We start from the raw sequence: 18,528 nt of genomic DNA on the forward strand, positions 1-18,528 counted from the left end.
CATTTTCAATTTCTTTGTTATTTGTGATTGCGAATTTAAGGATTTATTTTAAAAAAATAGTACGATGTAAAAAAGTAAAAAGGTAAAATGTGAAATGTTGATTTAAATATCCTACATCTCTCATTTTACCTTTAGCATTTTATTCAAGTCGATTAAACCTTAATATGTCCCCAGTTTTCACCGCTGGCAATACGTCTGATCTGCATTTCGCTTACGCCGAATTGCTTGGCGATCATTTTCAGACGTGTTTTTTGTTCCGGTCTGGCGAGAATTTTCTTGATTAACATCACTTTGGTGGTAGTTAATTTTCTTCCGTCCGATTTTAGGTTATGTTCGATCAGATTCTTTTTGGCCTGGATTACATGAGGGCTTTTGCGGCTGTGTTCCATCATTTCGGCTTTTGTTGCCCAACGTAAATTGTTGACATCATCATTGCTTCTGTTGTAATCTAAATGAAGTACATAACTTTGCTCTTCTGATTTTTTCGGAATAAAATACTGCGCTACTAATTTGTATAGGAAAAGATATTTATTGACAATCTTGTCGTCCTTCTTCACTTTAAAACGGAATGTTGGATATCCGTCACTTAATCCTCCTTTTAAGAGCCGGCCGTTTTGTATTTCGTCGGTAAAGCTTATTAGTCGTCCTCTGTTTGAAATGGCATATCTAAGTTGCAAAGAGGCATTTATTTCTATTTCTTTGAATTCTTCGTTTGGATAAAATCTATTTTGTGGCATTGTCTTTTACATTTGATTTGATTCTCAAATATAAAAAATTCAAAAGGGAGAAAGGCTATTGGATTGGTTATGAGGTCTAGTTTTATGATTCTTATAACGCTATTTTAACTTTTTTAAGAACTTTTTTAGCATTTGAAAACGGATTTTACTGGCTAAAATTTAAAAAGGAAGTCGTTTTCAACCTAAAAATTAGCATAAATTTACTGATCAAGCCAGTTTTTAAAATTATTTATTTCTTTTTTGCTAATGATTATGGGATCATTTTCAATAGGAGGAACGGTAAGTTTGAGTTCGATTTTCTGGTTGGAATGCTTGATGACTTCTTTTATAATACTTCTGCTCACGATGTATTTCCTGTTGACTTTAAAGAAAATAACCGGATCCAGATTGTGAATAATGTCTGTAAGTGTATTGTTGTACAAATGGCTGTTTCCTGAATTTACATAAATAAAAAGATGCTTGCCGGAAGCTACAAAATAGGTAATATCGTTCTGGTTGACAGAAATAAGTTTGTATCCGTGATTCACCAGAAAGTGACGTTGTATTTTGCTGGTCTCCGGATTTTCGAGTGCGACAAGTGACTGGATGGTAGAATCGCTGTTGAAAGTGTTTTTTATTTTTTTAAACTTCTCCAGTGCTTCAAACAATTCCTGTTCTTCAAAAGGTTTCAGGAGATAATCGATGGTGAAATGTTTGAAAACCCTTATGGCATAAGAATCATAGGCCGTAACGAATATAACAGGCGAGGAGATAATGGTTTTTTCGAAAATTTCGAGACTTTTTCCGTCACCAAGATGGATGTCCATAAAAGCCAGGTCAACCTTGTTTTCAGCAAAAAAAGCAACGGCTTCTTTTACCGATTTTAAAACGGTTACTTCTGCTATCGGTACAATATTTTGCTGTTCTAAAATAGATTTCAGATAACTCGAAGCCAGATATTCATCTTCAACAATGGCAATTTTCATCTTCTTTTGAATGGTGTATTGCTTTGATACTATTACAAAGCGGGTATTTGACTCTGCAAATATATTAGTTAAGCTTTATAATTGATGATACTGAATTGTTTTTTTATTGAAATTTTGAAGGGATTTTGTTTAATGAGGTCGTTCAAATCAGGTAAAGCGTTTTTATTTGACTACGGTAATAAACAAAAAAAGGCCCAGTTTTGCAACTGGACCTCTTTTAAAAAAAACAATAGGTATTATAGATTGGGATTGTTTAATCTCGCATTTGCCGGAAAAATAATGGTATAACGCGGATCGTTTTGTATCAATTTATATTCGTCACCATTTAAAGTGTGAATAATTTCTTTTTGTGTTGTTCTTCTTAAATCAAACCAACGGTGTCCTTCAACAGCAAATTCACGACGTCTTTCTTCTAAAATGAAGTTGGTTAAATCAGCTGCATTCATTGCATTAACAGTAGTTTCAAGTTGTGTATATCCTGCAGCGGTATATCTGTTTTTGATAAAACTTAAAACGGTTGTTTTAGCATCACCAATATTGTTCAGTTTTAATGCAGTTTCTGCTTTTGTCAAATACAACTCAGAAGTTCTGAAAGAACATTTTTGATCGTCATTAGCTCCTTTTTGAATTCTGAAACGGCTTCCGCTCGCTAAGAAATATACAGGAAAACGTAAATCAGTTGTTCTGTTATACGCTGCAAGTAAATCTGTTGAAGCGTATGATGTACGTTTAAGACCATTAATGTATCCGTCTTCAAGTGCTAAAATTGATTCTTTCGAATCGTATTTTGTAGCTAAAACAGGAGTTGCTTTTAAATCAACCAAAACATTGTTTATTGCTAAAGCTTTATCGGCAGCATCCTGAGATTTTTGCCATTGTTGCTGGTATAAATAAACACGGCTTTCTAAACTGTACAAAGCAACTTTAGAGAAACGGTAGTTTAGTCCTTTTGTCTGCGTACTTACGGTAAGCAATTTTTCTGCTTCTTTAGTGTCAGAGATAATCTGGTTGTAGATTACTTCTACACTTTGTGGTATAAAAACCTGCTCTAAATCTATTTCCAGTGCCAATGGAATTCCTTTGTCTGAACCTGCAGTTGCAGGATTGTAAGGTTTTCCGAATAAGTTAATCAAATCAAAATAAGCCATTGCTCTCAAGGAATAAGCTTCTCCGATTAATTGATTTCTTTCGTCAGATACTTGTAATTTTTTTGAACCTTCGTTGATTAAAACGTTTGTATAAAAAATTACAGTGTATAAATCCTGATATTGAAAACTAGACGTTATACGGTCCGGGTTTACATCCTTCCAAATGTAAATATCCTTGAAAATGTTAAGTTCATCAGCAAATTCGTCCATTTGCAATTCGTCAGTACGAACAGCGGTCAGAGATTTGTGTTCCGGATAAGTGGCATATCCTGTTGTAAGGACACGACGGTAATCTTCTAATGATTGAGGAATAACTCTTCCGACAGGTGTAATGTCCAAATAGTCATCGCAGCTTGTTACAGCTATTGCGGCAACAAAAAATAATATATATATTGAGAATTTTTTCATCTTTTATTTTTTTTAGAAAGTAACATTACATCCTAATGTGAATGATTTAGGAACTGGTTGTGCATAAATGTTTCCGAAAGTTTCAGGATCAAAATACCCTTTGTAGTCTGAACTAATTACGAATAAATTTCTTGCTTCAACATTAAATCTGATGCTTTGAATATTGATCTGATCGGTAAACGCTTTCGGAAATGTATAGCCTAAACGTACACTGCTTAATCTCATGTAGCTCATTTCGCTAACCCATGTATCTAAGTAATTTACAACTGGGACAGCAGCTCCTCCTGTTGAGAAATACTGGTAAGCCATCCATGAATCTCCTGAACCGGACTCCTGACTTGTAATTCCAGGCAGATTAGATGATGTATTCGTTGGAGACCATGCGTTTAAGATATCTCTGCTATAGTTCTGGCCTCTGTCAACCTGAGTTCCATTATAAGGAGGAGTCCTTACTACAGTTTGCTTAATGTTGAAAGATGCAGCAATTGCAAGGTCAAAATTACTCACTTTAAAAGTATTGGTAATACCTCCCGTAAATTTAGGATCTTTATCTCCTAAATAAACAAATAAGTCTCTAAACTCAGCAGGTGTTAATTTTGTATCGGTAATCTGACCCGGGAAAAAATCAGCATATGGATCAAATAAACCAAAGAAAGTCTGTGCATTTACTGTTTCTCCTTTTTTGTTTACAAATAAAGGGTAACCATTTTCATCGATTCCGTTTGTTTTAAATCCAAATACAGCGTTTACTGCATAACCTTCCTGATTTGGTAAAAAGCTGTTATCTCTTACTTCAAGACGATCTACATTACTTTTGTTATGAGACAAGTTGATACTTGTGTTCCATTTAAAGTTTGGACGATCGATGTTTTTGGTTGACAAAGTGATTTCGTAACCTTTGTTACTAACCTGTGCCCAGTTCATATTGGTAAATTCAAAACCATTTTCTAACGGAAGTGATCTAAAACCAATTAAGTCCGTACTTTTTCTTCCGTAAAAATCAGTTACGATGCTAATACGATTATTAAATAAACCAAGATCCATACCTAAGTTGGTATTTGTTGTTTTTTCCCAACGCAATTTCTCGTTTGGAGGACTAAGTACAACAATTGTAGGCTCTGATTGTCCCGGAAGAATAATTGCTGTATTGTTTGAACCCACTACATAAGGAGAAGTTCCCTTGTCAATGTTCCCTTGTAATCCGTAAGAAGCACGAAGTCTTAAGTTCGAAAGTGTTAAGTTATCTTTTAAGAAATCTTCTTCAGAAACGGCCCATGAAGCAGATGTTGACCAAAGTGGTAAATATTTATATTTTGGATCTACACCAAATAAGTCTGAACCATCATATCTCACACTACCAAATACGCTGTATTTTTTGTTGTATGTATAAGCAGCAGTTGCAAAAAAGGAAGCAAAAGCATTTTCATTGTCAGTTTTAGCATAAGTTCTGTAATCTGATTCCTTAGAGAAACTGGTATTAGGGAAAACAATTTGCTGCGTAGTTAAGTTTTTGTCATCATAACCAAAACCTTTTGTAGCAACAGAAGTTGTGTGGTTTCTTCTTAATTCATTACCAACCATTGCTTCAATTTCGTGTTTTTCACCTATAACTGTAGAGTAGTTGATCATTGTTTTCAGGTTGTACTGAAAAAAGTCTGTGTTTGTGTTTTGGATAACACCACCAACCGGAAGAAAATAAGCCTGATTTCCACCACTAAAGTAACTTGTTTTTTCTCTTAGGTTTCTTGTGTAGTAGGTATCTTTACCAGCATATTTTTCACTGGCTGTATTATCTAACTGCAAACCTAACTGACTAGTTACTTTGATATCTTTGGTAAGTTTATATTCAGCATCTAATAATGCTTTTATAGATCTTGTTTTTAAATCGTAAGATGTATTTGCTCTTTCCTCTAAGAAATTAAAAGGAACGTGACGGTCTGAATATCCAACAATATCCTCATCATATTTATAACTTCCGTCAGCATTGTAAGGAGTTAAATATGGGTTTACGTTTCTTGAGTAAGTAGAAGGATTTGTAAAGGCATACGAATCTGTTAAGTAAGATGTAGTTTTGTTTTCTGCACCAAAAATACCAACACCAACTTTAAATTTGTCTGTGATTTCATAGTTGTTTTTTAACGTTAAGTTGTAACGTTTGAAACCGGTACCAATAGTTGTTCCTTTTTCGTCATAGTATCCTAAAGAGAAATAGTAATCTGATTTTTCACCACCTCCGGATAAACTTAAACCGTGTTGTGTGTTTATGGCAGTTTGGTACAATAAGTTACCCCAGTTTGTGCTGTTACCTCTTAAGCTGTTGATAGATTGTTGTGTAGCCGGACTCAAAGAAGAGAATCCACCGGCTCTGAAAGCTGCTAATTCATTCGATCCGTTAAGGATACGAGCAATATCACCACCGGTGTCTCTATAAGTTAAATCTTCACGTCCTGCCATGTTAAGCTCCAAATCAACTTTTTCACTTGCGTTCATTAAGTTTAATTTAGAAAATTCAGGTCTTTGCGTAATAAAAGTATTCGTATTGAAACTTACTACCATTTTACCGGCTCTACCTTTTTTAGTAGTTACTACGATTACACCATTTGCGGCACGGGCACCATAAATAGCTGTTGCAGCGGCATCTTTTAGAATGGTAATATCTTTAATGTCATCAGGGTTTAAACCTGCGATAGAATAATTAGTAAGATTATCAATATTGTCTTTATCGTAGTTTTTTGGAACTTCATTGTTCTCTAATGGTAAACCATCCAATACCCATAACGGATCTTGTGTACCATTTAAGGAAGCAGTACCCCTGATTCTGATTTTTGCCGGTGCTCCGGGTGCTCCTGACGGAGTACTCACAGCAACCCCTGCAATTTGTCCAACTAACAACTGGTCAATACTGGAAACCCCTGTTTGCTGAATCGCAGACATGTCAATTTTGGTAACCGCAGCAGTAAGTTTTCTTTTCTCAATTTTCTGGTATCCTGTTACCACTACTTCCTGAAGCTTTGCAGTTTCAGATTTTAAGCTTACCGTATAATTTTTCTGAGCATCTAATTCAAGAGTATACGATTTATATCCCATAAAAGTAACTCTCAAAGAAGTAATGTTCTTTGCTATTTTCAAGGTAAACTTACCATCAAAATCGGTTGTTGTTCCGATTCCTTCACTTTGAATAATTCCGGCATAAGATGTTTTGTTTGAAATCGAATTGTTTTCAACAAAAATCGATGCACCGGGTATTGGCGACTGATCCGCTTCGTCTAGTATTATACCCGTAATAGTTCGGGTTTCCTGCGAGTATCCTGCGATGGCCAGGAGTAGCAGTAGGGCATGTAAAATTTTTCTCATGTTTTTGGGGGTTATTTATTAAAAGGTTGTGTTACTTAATGCTTTTTCTATTCTTTGTATTAAATCTGTATAATGGTTTTGAGTAGACTGATCTCCGGTATTCTTTTTGCTTTTTAAAAGCTGAAGCACTTTTCCAAGTTCTCCTTTTTTATCAGAAGTGACTTCTGTAATTCTTTTTAAAGAGTACTGATTAATGTTTCTTATCATTTCTCCGTCCTGCATATACGTACATAACTGAGGCATGCTTAAGGTATGTAAATCAACTGTTTTCTTAGGTTCTGTTTTTTCAAATATTTTATTTGTTGACACAATTAAAATATCTGCATAATTCTTTTGGGTCATACGCTCCAGAATCGTTAGTGATTTGTTTAAGATCGTCGGGGCAAAAATCTGCTGATGTAATTTTTTGAACAATTCATTTACGGTAAATACCTTTTCTTTGGTTTCGTTTCGCTGGTATAACTCATTCTCGGTCATTCTTAATAAACGTTCATCGCTCAATAAATCGTACAATATTCCGCATTGTAATTCTCTTGCCAAAGTGTAAGGCGTATATTCATAAGGTCCCAGTGGAGAATCTTTTAACGGATTCGTTTTGTCCAGAATCGGATTGAAAAACAACCATTGCGGAATCGTTATTACATTCTTTACTAAATAGTCTGCCGCTCTTTTTTGCATTACGGCAGGAACCGGGACGTAGCTTTGTTTGTTATCTCCGTGAACGGTTACGTTCAGATAGATTCCACCAATATTGTTTAGTACGTGACGATTGTACAATTGCCACTGACCAATGGTTCCAATGTATAATTTAGCCGTTTCGTAATAAGACTGATCCTTATCGTACGTCCAGTCTAAAATATTATCTACGACACGTTTTAAGTTTTTCAATCCGTATTCACTTGCTTTTACAGCATCATTTCCTAAATCTTCCGATTGGGAACGCGGATCAATTACTTCTCCCTGCTGTTCGCCATAAAAATAAATCGGATCATTCTGATGTAAAGTGATTAATGAATTCAGTTTTAATCTCTGATTATCATTATTCGAATACCATCTGTATCCCCATTCGATAGCGTATTTGTCATATTCCCCAATTTTTGGAGTGATAGCCGTAACGTTATCTTCCGGTTGTGCTACATAATTATAACGGGCATAATCCATAATGGAAGGAGCCGTTCCACCCATTTTTGCCGTGAATTCTTTAGAACGTAACGATTCAACATCGTAAGCAAAAGAAGCCCCCATATTATGTTTCAGACCAAAAGTGTGACCTACTTCGTGAGACGATACAAATCGGATCGCTTCTCCCATATGCTCATCGCTAAAGGTATTTCCTCTTGATTTCGGATCAATCGGCCCGGTCTGAATACGCATCCAGCTCTGTAAAGACGTCATTACATTATGCCACCAGATAATATCGGCTTCAATAATTTCACCGCTTCTTGGGTCAACAACCGATGGTCCCATCGCATTTGACTTTTGCGAAGCAGCATAAGTAATAACAGAATAACGTACATCGTCAATATCAAAATCCAAATCGGCTGCTGTAGGCTCTTTGGCAATTATAGCATTTTTAAAACCGGCTTTTTCGAAAGCAACCTGCCAGTCGTGAACACCGTCAATAATATATTTTCTCCACTGTTTTGGAGTCGAAGGATCGATATAATAAACGATAGGTTTTTTAGGTTCCACCAATTCACCTTTCAGATATTTTTCTTCATCTTCCTTTTTTGGTTCTAATCTCCAGCGGGTAATCAGTTCTTTTTCAATCATTGCCTGTTGGGCATCGGCAAAATACCAGTGTTTTTCGGTGAAATACCCAATGCGGTTATCGGAAAATCTGGGCTTCATCGGAACTTTATCCAGCAGAACAATATTGCTTGTCACGCCAAGTGTTACAGATAAAGCAGGGCCGCCTTCACTAACGGAAGTCGTTAACTGCGATTTTACTACTACATTTTTCGGGAATGCTTTCAGGCTTTCTATATACGATAAGTTCGAAAGTACCGAACCTCCAAAGTCGATATTGCTCAGGACATCGTTAAAGCTTTTTTGTTTTCCGTCAAAAATTTTGTTTACCTTAATAACAACGGAAGTCGAATCATTATTTTTGGTTTCAATATCAAATACTTCAATAATGGATTCTGAAAAATTATCTTTTACCGAAGCGGTTATCGCATCGTCTTTAGGAGAAGAAACTTTAGGAATGTAAGACTTCACCCAAACTTTCTTTGCCACTGTATCTTTATAGAAACTGATTACTTTGTTTTCGTAATTCATTCCTTTATTGAATCCGAAATCATTCACCTGAAAAGGAACCTGCGATAATTTGTTTACTACCAGAAATTCTCTTTCGAATAAACTATCCTGAATTTCAAAATAAACATCTGTTTTAACCTGTATAATATTGAAAAGACCTTTTTTTACGGTTCCTTTTTTTACAAGGTCATCGTATTTTTTTCCTTTTTTGGAAGATGTGCTGTCTTTTTCTATTTCGGTATTATTTTCTTTTTTCTTATTCTTCTGTGAAAAAACAGAAATAGGGCCTACTAAAAATAAAACTAATGCAACGATTACTTTTAAGTTACACAGGATTGCCTTTTTCCTCATTGTGGTGTTAATTTTAGGTTAATTTTTGATCGAAAATATTTGTAATTCGGCCAAAAAAAAAAGAAAAAGGAGTGAATGGCTTTTTTTTAGGAGTGAATGTCAATTAAAGGCAAAATACATACGAAATTCCCCTCTTTTTCTGATGCTTTAAAATCAGTTTTAGAATAATAACTGTAAATGCTCTGAAGATAATTTAACCCAAATTTAGTACTGGGTTCTGAGTTTTGTTTGCGTTGCAGATTGTTGGAAATAATAACCCTGTCTGTTTGAATAACAATTCTGGTGTGTAGCGGAGTTTCCTCAGTAGCCATGTTGTGTTTGATGGCATTTTCAACCACAATCTGAAAGGCCAGGTAGGGAAGGTTTTTGGTCAGAGCCGACTCATCTTCAATTTCAATAGAAAAAAACAGCTCTTCCCTGAAACGGGTTTGCTGCAGGAAAATATATTTCTCTATGAATAACAATTCATTCTTAAGGGGAACTATTTTGTTTTCAGGCGGATCAATTAAATAGCGATAAATACGGGACAGGTTCAGGGTGAATTTCTGCGCTGTTTTTACATCGCTGTCAATTAACATATAAAGGGAGTTCAGCGAATTAAATAAAAAATGCGGATTGATCTGCTCTTTTAATTGTTGTAATTGAATCAGCGCTTTTTCCTTGATAATTTTTTCGTTTTCTAACAGAAGTGTGTTCTTTTCCTGAATGACCACTTCTTTTTCTTTATAAGCTCTTCTGTTGGCATAGGTGAACAGATAGAAAATTAAAAGCAGCATTACAGTCGTAATCGAATAGATTAAAGTGGTATATTTCTTTATAGAAGTAACATTTTCTACAACAAGGACTTTCGGAAAACTAACACAAATAAACCAATGTGAACCTTTTAAATTCATTCTTTTGGTAAACCGGATCACATCAAGTTTAAGGTATTCTGATAAAGTGACCTTTTTTACATAATCATGGTTCCTGGTAAAAATAGTATCTGAAGCCTGCAAAGAACTAATATCGTAAACATTTTTCCCTATAAAGTCCGATTCGGGATGAAAAATGCAGGTTCCTTTCTGATCAAAGACAAAAGCATAATTGGGTGCAGTTCCGTCGATTGTTGCAAAATAATCGTGTAATGATTTTAAATTGATATCATACCCATAACGTACAGTAGTATGATCTGGAGAAACCAATTTGAAATAAATTCTCCAGATCCATTCTTTCCCCTGAGGAATAACGGTACTTATGTGTTGTATTGATGTGTTTTGAAGGGCAAAATCGCGAATGCTTTTTTTTAACGCTGTAGAAATAGTATCGTTCCCAAAATGAATTTCATTGTTATTAATCTTAAACCAATTATTAGTCAGTAAGGAGTTTGTCATTTGAATAGAACTCAAAACTTCCAGATTGGCAGAAAGGTTTTTAGGATTGCTAATCTTTAAAACATGCTTAATCTGATTTTCCTGTTCCAGAAATTTTGAAAATTCCTGCGACATAAACTCCTGCTTTTTGATAAAATTTCGGTCAGCACCCTCTTCATTGGATTTCTGGGTAAGATCCGTAATTAAGGTGCTCAGGAAATATACCGAAATTACGGTAAGCAAAATAGAGATAGTTCCATAAATCAGGAACGCTCTTCTGGAGGTGATATTGCTAAATCTTAATTTCAAAAAAATAATTTGTTTAGGAATAAAAAATTAATTAGCCACCGAAAATTGTGAATCGTAAAGGTTCTTATAATACCCGTCTGTTTTGTTCAGCAATTCCTGATGGGTTCCCTGCTCGACAATTAAACCTTTGTCCATTACTACAATTTTGTCTGCGTTTACAATTGTTGCCAGTCGGTGCGCAATGATAATTGAAGTCCTTCCTTTTGTAATGGTTTCAGTCGCACGCTGAATCAGTTCCTCTGAATACGTATCAATAGACGAAGTAGCTTCGTCTAAAATCAAAATACTCGGATTACTCACATACGAACGTAAAAAAGCAATCAACTGACGCTGACCCGAAGAAAGCATAACACCACGTTCTTTAACATCAAAATCATAATTATCCGGCAAACTCATAATAAAATCATGAACTCCGATTTTTTTGGCGGCATTCAAAACCTGTTCCCTTGTAATCTCCGGATTGTGTAAGGTAATGTTATTGTAAATCGTATCGGCAAACAGAAACACATCCTGTAAAACCACAGCAATTTGTTTTCGTAAAGATGCCAGCGTATAGTCCTCAATATTGTGACCGTCAATATAAATAGTTCCGCTGTTGATTTCGTAAAAGCGATTCAGTAAATTAATAATAGTCGATTTTCCTGCACCTGTAGATCCGACAATGGCTATGGTCTGACCTGAAGCAACAGATAAATCAATTCCTTTTATCACTTCTTCTTCCGGGATATAACTAAAACGGACATCTTTAAATTCGATACTTCCGTCAAAAACAGGTGCTTCGAGCGTTCCGGTGTCCTGAATGTGATCCTGTGTGTCAATAATATCAAAGACACGATTGGCAGCGATCATTCCCAACTGCATCTCATTAAATTTATCCGCAATCTGACGCAAAGGATTAAACAGCATTCCGATAAACATCGTATACGAAAACAAATCTCCGAAAGTGGTAAAATGATCTCCGTTCAGAATTCGGAACCCGCCATAAACCACTACAAGTCCAAGGGTAATGGACGAAATAATATCGGCAATCGGAAAAAATATCGAGTTGTACAGGATCGTTTTTATCCAGGCCACTTTGTGTTTGTTGTTTATTTCTTTGAAATTTTCGGCTTCAATTGCCTCACGGTTAAAAAGCTGTACAATCTTCATTCCGGTGACACGTTCCTGAACAAACGAATTCATGTTGGCAATCTGCGTACGGACTTCCTCAAAAGCAACCTGCATTTTGCGCTGGAAAATTCTGGTTATAAAGACCAGAATTGGCATCGCAACGACTACGATCCAGGTTAGTTTCCAGTTCATGTAAAACATAAAAATCAGCACAACCAGCATCTTCATCAGATCACTGATAATCATAAATAATCCCTGGCTGAAAATACGGGCAATCGATTCAATATCAGAAACCGATCTGGTGACCAGTTGTCCAACCGGAACCAAATCAAAATATTTCATCCTGAAGCTTAAGATATGTTTGAAAAGTTTGGTACGAATGTCTTTTACAATATCCTGTCCGAGCCAGTTCGCCCAGTAGACAAAATAAAACTGAGAGAAAACTTCCATGAGAAGAACGACTCCCATCAATATAATGTACATCAGTAAACCATGCTTATCATGCGTTTTGATATAGCCGTCGACCGTTTCTTTTAATAAGTAGGGGCGGAGTGCTGCAAAAACAGACAGTGAAACGGCAAAGATAATAACGCTGTAATAGCGAAATTTATAAGGTTTGGTGTATTTTAGAATTCGTTTAAATAAACCGGTATCAAATGCTTTTGCTTTCATTTTTTCTTGCTTTAAGCTTTAGGCTTTAGGCTATACGCTTCAGGCTTAATGCTTGCTTTTTTTTTAGCTATAAGCTATAAGCTGTAAGCTTAGGCTTAATGATTTTTTTTTGCTATAGTGCGCCGTACGGTTAGGCTTATTGCTTAAAGCGTATAGCCTAAAGCTAAATATATTCGTAATCAATTTCAGTTAAATATAATCCGTGTGCCGGAACTGAAAATCCGGCTTTTTCTCTGCTTTTACTCGCAATAATCGTCTCAAAATCGGCCAGTGAAATTTTGTGTAAACCAATACTGATCAAAGTACCGACAATTGAGCGCACCATATTTCTTAGAAAACGATTCGCCGAAATCGTAAAAACAAGCTTGTTATTTTCAGTAGTCCAATACGCCTCAAAAACCATGCAGTCGAATGTATTGACATCTGTATTTACTTTCGAAAAACATTGAAAATCGGTATGATTCAGTAGGATTTTCGCGGCTTCATTCATCAAAACTACGTCTAATTTTTGATTAAAATACCAACTCAATTCTTCCAGAAATGGATTTTTAACAGTGTTGATGTGATATTCGTACGTTCTCTTCGTCGCATCAAACCGACAATGCGCGTCATCATGAACCTCAATAAGATTAAAAATGGCAATGTCTTTTGGTAAATAGGAGTTGAGTTTGTGTACTAAAACCGGAACATCAATCTGATTTTCAAAATCAAAATGAGCATACATTTGATGTGCATGAACACCCGTATCGGTTCGCCCGGCACCCATCACATTTATGGGGGTATTTAACAAAACCGAAAGCGCCTTGTTTAAAGTCTCCTGAACAGAAGAGGCGTTAGGCTGAATTTGCCAGCCGTGATAATGTGTTCCGTTGTATGCGAATTGAATAAAATATCTCAAAGTAAAGGTTCATAGGTTTTGAGGTGCAAAGGTACAAAGGTTTTTTTGGAGTTACAAAGGTTCTGAGGAGCAAAGGTTCAAAGGTTTTTTTGGAGTTACAATGGTTCAGAGTTACAAGGTTCAAAGGTTTTTTTGATTAGTTTTAAATTTTATTGTTGCCATGCCTAATTGTAAAAACCTTAAAAAACGTATCACATTAGTACAAAGATTCTTAGGGTCTTAGCCCCTTATCGACTCAGTACCTTCAAAGAAAAAAACCTTTGCATCTTCTGAATCTTTGTACCTTTGTACCTCTGAACCTTTACACCTTAAAAAAAAATTGAAAAAAATCCTCCTTCTTTCCGATACGCACAGCCATATAGATGATGTAATTTTAAAATACGTGGCACAGGCTGATGAAGTCTGGCATGCGGGGGATATTGGTAATTTGAATGTAACCGATACCATAAAAAAGCTGAAACCGTTGCGTTGTGTTTACGGTAATATCGATGATGCACAAGCCAGATTGGAATTTCCGTTACACAACCGTTTTTTATGCGAAAATGTTTTGGTTTGGATTACCCATATTGGAGGTTATCCGGGAAAATACAATCCAAACATCAGGGAAGAAATGGCAGTAAATCCACCTAAATTATTCATTTGCGGACACTCTCATATCCTGAAAGTCATGTTTGATAAAAAGAACAATTTGTTGCACATGAATCCCGGAGCAGCCGGTAAAAGTGGATTCCATCAAATGAGAACCATGTTGCGATTTGTAATTGATGACGATAAAATCAAAGATCTGGAAATTATAGAAATTGGTAAAAAATAATCTTTTACGAAATCGGAATTTTTATTTTTACAGAGGTCCCCGAATTGGTATTGGGTTTGGAAATAATACTGATACTTCCTTTTAATTTTTTAATTCGGGCTCTTATTCGATTGAGGCCAAAACCTTCGGTTTCATTTTGTTTTTCGGCGTTAAATCCTTTTCCGTTATCCTGAATAATAAGGATGAACCAGTTTTCTTTTTCACGTAACGAAATCTGAGCTTTTGATGCTCCGCTATGTTTTATGATGTTATTTAGTAGTTCGGATACAATAAAGTAAATTTTCATTTCGAATTTTTCCGGGTATCTTTTTTCGCTTGCAATTGAACTTAAAAACTGAAAATGAATATGGTGGGTTGTATTTCTCTCACATAAATCTTCCAGAGCGTGTAAGAGTCCAAAACGAACTAAAAGAGCAGGTATCAGTTCATGCGACATGTCGCGTAACCGATCGTGGGCTTCTTCTAAAATAGCTTTTGCTTTAGCGATTTCATCAGAGTGAATGTTGTTCTGGGTTGAAAAGGCATTGAGATGCAAACCAACCGAAGAAAGCAAAGAATTGATGTTATCATGCAAAAAAGCGGCAATTTTTTTTCTTTCGTTTTCCTGACCGTCAATCCCGGAATTAATGATGTTGAGCTGTATTTTTTGTTTGATGTCTTTTTGCTTGTTTTTTCGTTTTAGTTCGCCATTGCGGTAATAGAAATACGATAACATCAGGAGCATTATCACAAGAATAATAACCAGGCTTACGATCTTTTTATTGTCGGTTTTAATAAGCTGAAGCTGTTCTTTTTTTAGGGAATCTTGATTTATTCCAGATTTTTCTAAAAGTACGCTGTGGGGACTGTAGGCAAAACCTGCAGTGGTGACTAAAAGGATAAGGATCAGTATTTTTTTTGAAATTGACATGGAAAAGAGTGTAATTACGGGTTTATCAAATTGTTCTTTAAAGCATATTTTACAAGACCAATCACGTTTTTGATTTTTAACTTTTTCATTATATTTTTTCGATGTGTTTCTACGGTATTCAGGGTAATAAAAAGTTGTTCGCTTATTTCTTTTCCACTGTATTCCAGCGATATTAAAGTGATGACTTCCAGTTCTCTTGAAGTTAGCAGCTGGTTTTCGGTAAAAGATTTTTTATTGAATTTCGGATTGTTCTTAGTGAAGCTGGCAAAGATTTTTTCTCTTATATAATTGTCAAAATATTCCTCATCAAGGTGTACCGCATTAATGGCTTCAATAATATTTTCACCGGCACATTTTTTGGTAAGATAGCCTTTTGCGCCCAGTTTCATTACCAGCTTTATTATTTTTAAATCATCATAACTCGAAAGGATAATGACCTTGCAGGGAAATTTTTTTTGACCGAATTCTTTCAGTACTTTAATTCCATCCTTATCAGGCATGCTGATGTCAAGTAATAGAATATCAGCTTTGGTTTTTAGGACATCTTCGTAAATAGTAGTTCCGTCCAGGGAATGACCCACAACTTCAAAGTCCGTAACAGTGCACAATAAATTAGCAAGACCGTCAATAAGCACCTGATGATCGTCAGCTAAATGTATTCTAATTTTCTCCTTCATTATCTTTTTTTGATATCGGAGCCAAATTTATAAATAATAACTTACAAATAAAAACACTTTTAGTTAATCTATTAGACCGGTTTGATTTTTTAGCACAAAAAAACCCGAATTATAAAATCCGGGTTTTTTCACACAAATAAATTAAGTTTATAGGTTTACCTCAAACGATCTACAGATTTTACAAGATCTTCGTCCTTTTTGATGGCCTTATTAGCTAAAACTAATAACACGATAGCAACAATCGGAAGAAACATCCCAATACCTTTCTCTGAAACAGTAACTGTCTCTCCAGATAGATTTAGTGATCGATATACAAATAATCCTAATAAAATTAAGTTTAATATTATATTCAGCCTGCCCATCACAAACTGATTTTGTCTTTTCTTATATGAAATAATACTGATAATCGTAAGCATTGTACTTAGACCCAGTAAAATGGTGTACACCTGATCCTGCATAAAATAAAATGCTTTTCCGTTGCTTAATGTCCAAAGCGGGATGAAAAACACCAATACCCCCGTTACGATGAAGGTAAGAATTAAATATACGGTCTGAATTCGTTGTATCATGGTCTAAAATTGTTTTACAAAAATATATTTTCTTTTTTATAAATACTATTGTATGATAAAATTTTATTCGTATTATTGCATCATAATACCGTAAGCACTTCATACTGCGGTCAATTCAAAACAATTATCTACCTATTCTTTTACAGTATTTCTGTTAAAATAATTAAATTCATAGAACATTCATGTTTGATATTTCTGCATTAAAAGAAATGAAGCTTTCTGAGCTTCAAGAAATAGCTAAGTTAGCTAAAACTATAAAGTTTAATGGGGTTAAAAAAGAGACTTTAATCAGTCAGATTTTAACACACCAAGAATCGACTGTGGCGCCACCTGTTAGTGCTGTTGCCGATGCGGAAATAGCTGATGACAAGCCAAAAAGAACAAGGATTGTTCCTGTAAAAAAAGCCGCGATTAGCAAAAATACTCCGGTTCTGGAATTTGATAAAGCAGAAGAAATCCCTGTGAAACCTGAAACTTCGGAAGTTCCGGAGGAAGCTCCAAAAGCAGAAGAGGTTCCCGCGAAAAAGGTAGCGGAGAAAAAAGGACCAAAAATCGTAAAATTTAATAAATCAGCTTACGAGAAAAAGGTCGCTCAGCAAAAAGAAAAAGAAGCAGTGAAAGAAGTTGTTGCCGAAGAAACACAGGAAACTGTTGAGACCCCGGAAGCAACGATTGAAAAAACAGAAACTCCTGCTCCGGTAAAAAAGATAAACCCGAATCAGAATAAAAACCAGAATCAAAATCCAAATCAGGCTCCTGCAGCTCAAAACCCGAATCAGAATCCAAATCAAAACGGGAATGGAAATGTTAATGGTAATAACGGTAATCAGAATCCAAATCATAAAAATAAAAAGAATAATTTCAGGGATTCAGATTTTGAATTTGACGGAATTATAGAAAGTGAAGGTGTGCTTGAAATGATGCCTGACGGATACGGATTCTTACGTTCATCAGATTATAATTATTTAGCTTCACCGGATGATATTTATTTATCCACTTCACAAATCAGATTATTTGGTTTAAAAACCGGAGACACTGTAAAAGGAGTGGTACGTCCTCCTAAAGAAGGCGAGAAATTTTTCCCTTTAGTTCGTGTACTTAAAATTAACGGTCACGATCCGCAAGTAGTTCGCGACAGAGTTTCTTTCGAACACTTAACCCCGGTTTTTCCTTCAGAAAAATTCAAACTGGCCGAAAAAGGCAGTTCCGTTTCAACCCGTATTATCGATTTATTTTCCCCAATAGGAAAAGGACAGCGTGGTATGATAGTTGCGCAACCGAAAACCGGTAAAACAATGTTATTAAAAGACATTGCCAACGCAATTGCAGCCAATCATCCTGAAGTTTATCTTATCGTTCTTCTTATTGATGAGCGTCCTGAGGAGGTTACCGATATGCAGCGAAGTGTTCGTGGAGAAGTGATCGCTTCAACTTTCGACAGAGAGCCGCAGGAACACGTTAAAATTGCCAATATCGTTCTTGAAAAAGCAAAACGTTTAGTAGAATGCGGACATGATGTCGTTATTTTATTAGACTCGATAACACGTTTGGCAAGAGCTTACAATACGGTTCAGCCGGCATCAGGAAAAGTGTTAAGTGGTGGTGTTGATGCCAATGCATTACAAAAACCAAAACGTTTCTTCGGAGCGGCAAGAAATGTAGAAAACGGAGGTTCATTAAGTATCATCGCAACTGCATTGACCGAAACAGGTTCTAAAATGGATGAAGTGATTTTTGAAGAATTTAAGGGAACCGGTAACATGGAGCTACAATTGGATCGTAAGATTGCCAACAAACGTATCTTCCCGGCTATCGATTTAACGTCTTCAAGTACACGTCGCGATGATTTATTATTAGACGAAAAAACACTGCAGAGAATGTGGATTATGCGTAAATACCTGTCTGATATGAACCCGGTAGAATCGATGGATTTTGTAAACGAACGTTTCAAGAAAACCAGAAATAACGAAGAGTTTTTGATTTCTATGAATGACTAAG

General features: G+C 35.6%; 13 protein-coding genes. 2 read left to right on the forward strand and 11 right to left on the reverse strand.

What is annotated here, in order from left to right; all coding sequences use genetic code 11:
• Positions 1–152 precede the first annotated feature (152 nt).
• The 8 genes from HAV12_RS07440 to truA form a co-directional block, all read right to left on the reverse strand.
• Positions 153–737 carry an NUMOD4 domain-containing protein gene (locus HAV12_RS07440; protein WP_171569094.1) on the reverse strand — a complete coding sequence of 195 codons (585 nt, stop codon included), beginning with the start codon at positions 735–737 and terminating at the stop codon, positions 153–155.
• A 200-nt stretch (positions 738–937) separates the two neighbouring features.
• A complete protein-coding gene (locus tag HAV12_RS07445; RefSeq protein ID WP_132034847.1) occupies positions 938–1,702 on the reverse strand; it encodes a LytTR family DNA-binding domain-containing protein in 765 nt (254 codons plus the stop codon).
• 236 nt (positions 1,703–1,938) lie between these two features.
• Complete coding sequence (locus HAV12_RS07450) at positions 1,939–3,258, reverse strand: RagB/SusD family nutrient uptake outer membrane protein (protein WP_171569095.1); 1,320 nt, start codon at positions 3,256–3,258, stop codon at positions 1,939–1,941.
• Between the two features lie 12 nt (positions 3,259–3,270).
• Complete coding sequence (locus tag HAV12_RS07455) at positions 3,271–6,612, reverse strand: SusC/RagA family TonB-linked outer membrane protein (protein ID WP_171569096.1); 3,342 nt, start codon at positions 6,610–6,612, stop codon at positions 3,271–3,273.
• Positions 6,613–6,630: 18 nt separating this feature from the next.
• Positions 6,631–9,222, reverse strand: coding sequence for a zinc-dependent metalloprotease (locus HAV12_RS07460; RefSeq protein WP_171569097.1), 2,592 nt, complete (start codon positions 9,220–9,222; stop codon positions 6,631–6,633).
• 86 nt (positions 9,223–9,308) lie between these two features.
• The gene (locus HAV12_RS07465) at positions 9,309–10,880 is read right to left on the reverse strand and encodes a histidine kinase (RefSeq protein WP_171569098.1); all 1,572 of its coding nucleotides are present in this window, start codon (positions 10,878–10,880) and stop codon (positions 9,309–9,311) included.
• A 27-nt stretch (positions 10,881–10,907) separates the two neighbouring features.
• A complete protein-coding gene (locus HAV12_RS07470; RefSeq protein WP_171569099.1) occupies positions 10,908–12,662 on the reverse strand; it encodes an ABC transporter ATP-binding protein in 1,755 nt (584 codons plus the stop codon).
• Positions 12,663–12,825: 163 nt separating this feature from the next.
• A complete protein-coding gene (truA, locus tag HAV12_RS07475; protein ID WP_171569100.1) occupies positions 12,826–13,560 on the reverse strand; it encodes a tRNA pseudouridine(38-40) synthase TruA in 735 nt (244 codons plus the stop codon).
• 319 nt (positions 13,561–13,879) lie between these two features.
• On the opposite strand from truA, the gene HAV12_RS07480 reads away from it, so the two are divergent.
• Positions 13,880–14,374 (forward strand): metallophosphoesterase, encoded by a 495-nt coding sequence (locus HAV12_RS07480; protein ID WP_171569101.1) that lies wholly within the window; start codon positions 13,880–13,882, stop codon positions 14,372–14,374.
• 4 nt (positions 14,375–14,378) lie between these two features.
• Here the strand turns inward: HAV12_RS07480 and HAV12_RS07485 are convergent, their stop codons facing one another.
• From HAV12_RS07485 to HAV12_RS07495, 3 genes are all read right to left on the reverse strand, one after another.
• Positions 14,379–15,284 carry a sensor histidine kinase gene (locus HAV12_RS07485; protein ID WP_171569102.1) on the reverse strand — a complete coding sequence of 302 codons (906 nt, stop codon included), beginning with the start codon at positions 15,282–15,284 and terminating at the stop codon, positions 14,379–14,381.
• Positions 15,285–15,298: 14 nt separating this feature from the next.
• Positions 15,299–15,961: a response regulator transcription factor gene (locus HAV12_RS07490; protein ID WP_171569103.1), complete on the reverse strand. Its 663-nt coding sequence runs from the start codon at positions 15,959–15,961 to the stop codon at positions 15,299–15,301.
• A gap of 155 nt (positions 15,962–16,116) precedes the next feature.
• Positions 16,117–16,530 carry a DUF4293 domain-containing protein gene (locus tag HAV12_RS07495; protein WP_132034867.1) on the reverse strand — a complete coding sequence of 138 codons (414 nt, stop codon included), beginning with the start codon at positions 16,528–16,530 and terminating at the stop codon, positions 16,117–16,119.
• 182 nt (positions 16,531–16,712) lie between these two features.
• Between HAV12_RS07495 and rho the strand changes: the two genes are divergently transcribed.
• Entirely contained in the window at positions 16,713–18,527 is a 1,815-nt protein-coding gene (rho, locus tag HAV12_RS07500) for a transcription termination factor Rho (RefSeq protein ID WP_171569104.1), read from the forward strand.
• Position 18,528: the final 1 nt, after the last annotated feature.

This window comes from Flavobacterium sp. CLA17, from assembly GCF_013112255.2.
Lineage (GTDB): Bacteria > Bacteroidota > Bacteroidia > Flavobacteriales > Flavobacteriaceae > Flavobacterium > Flavobacterium circumlabens.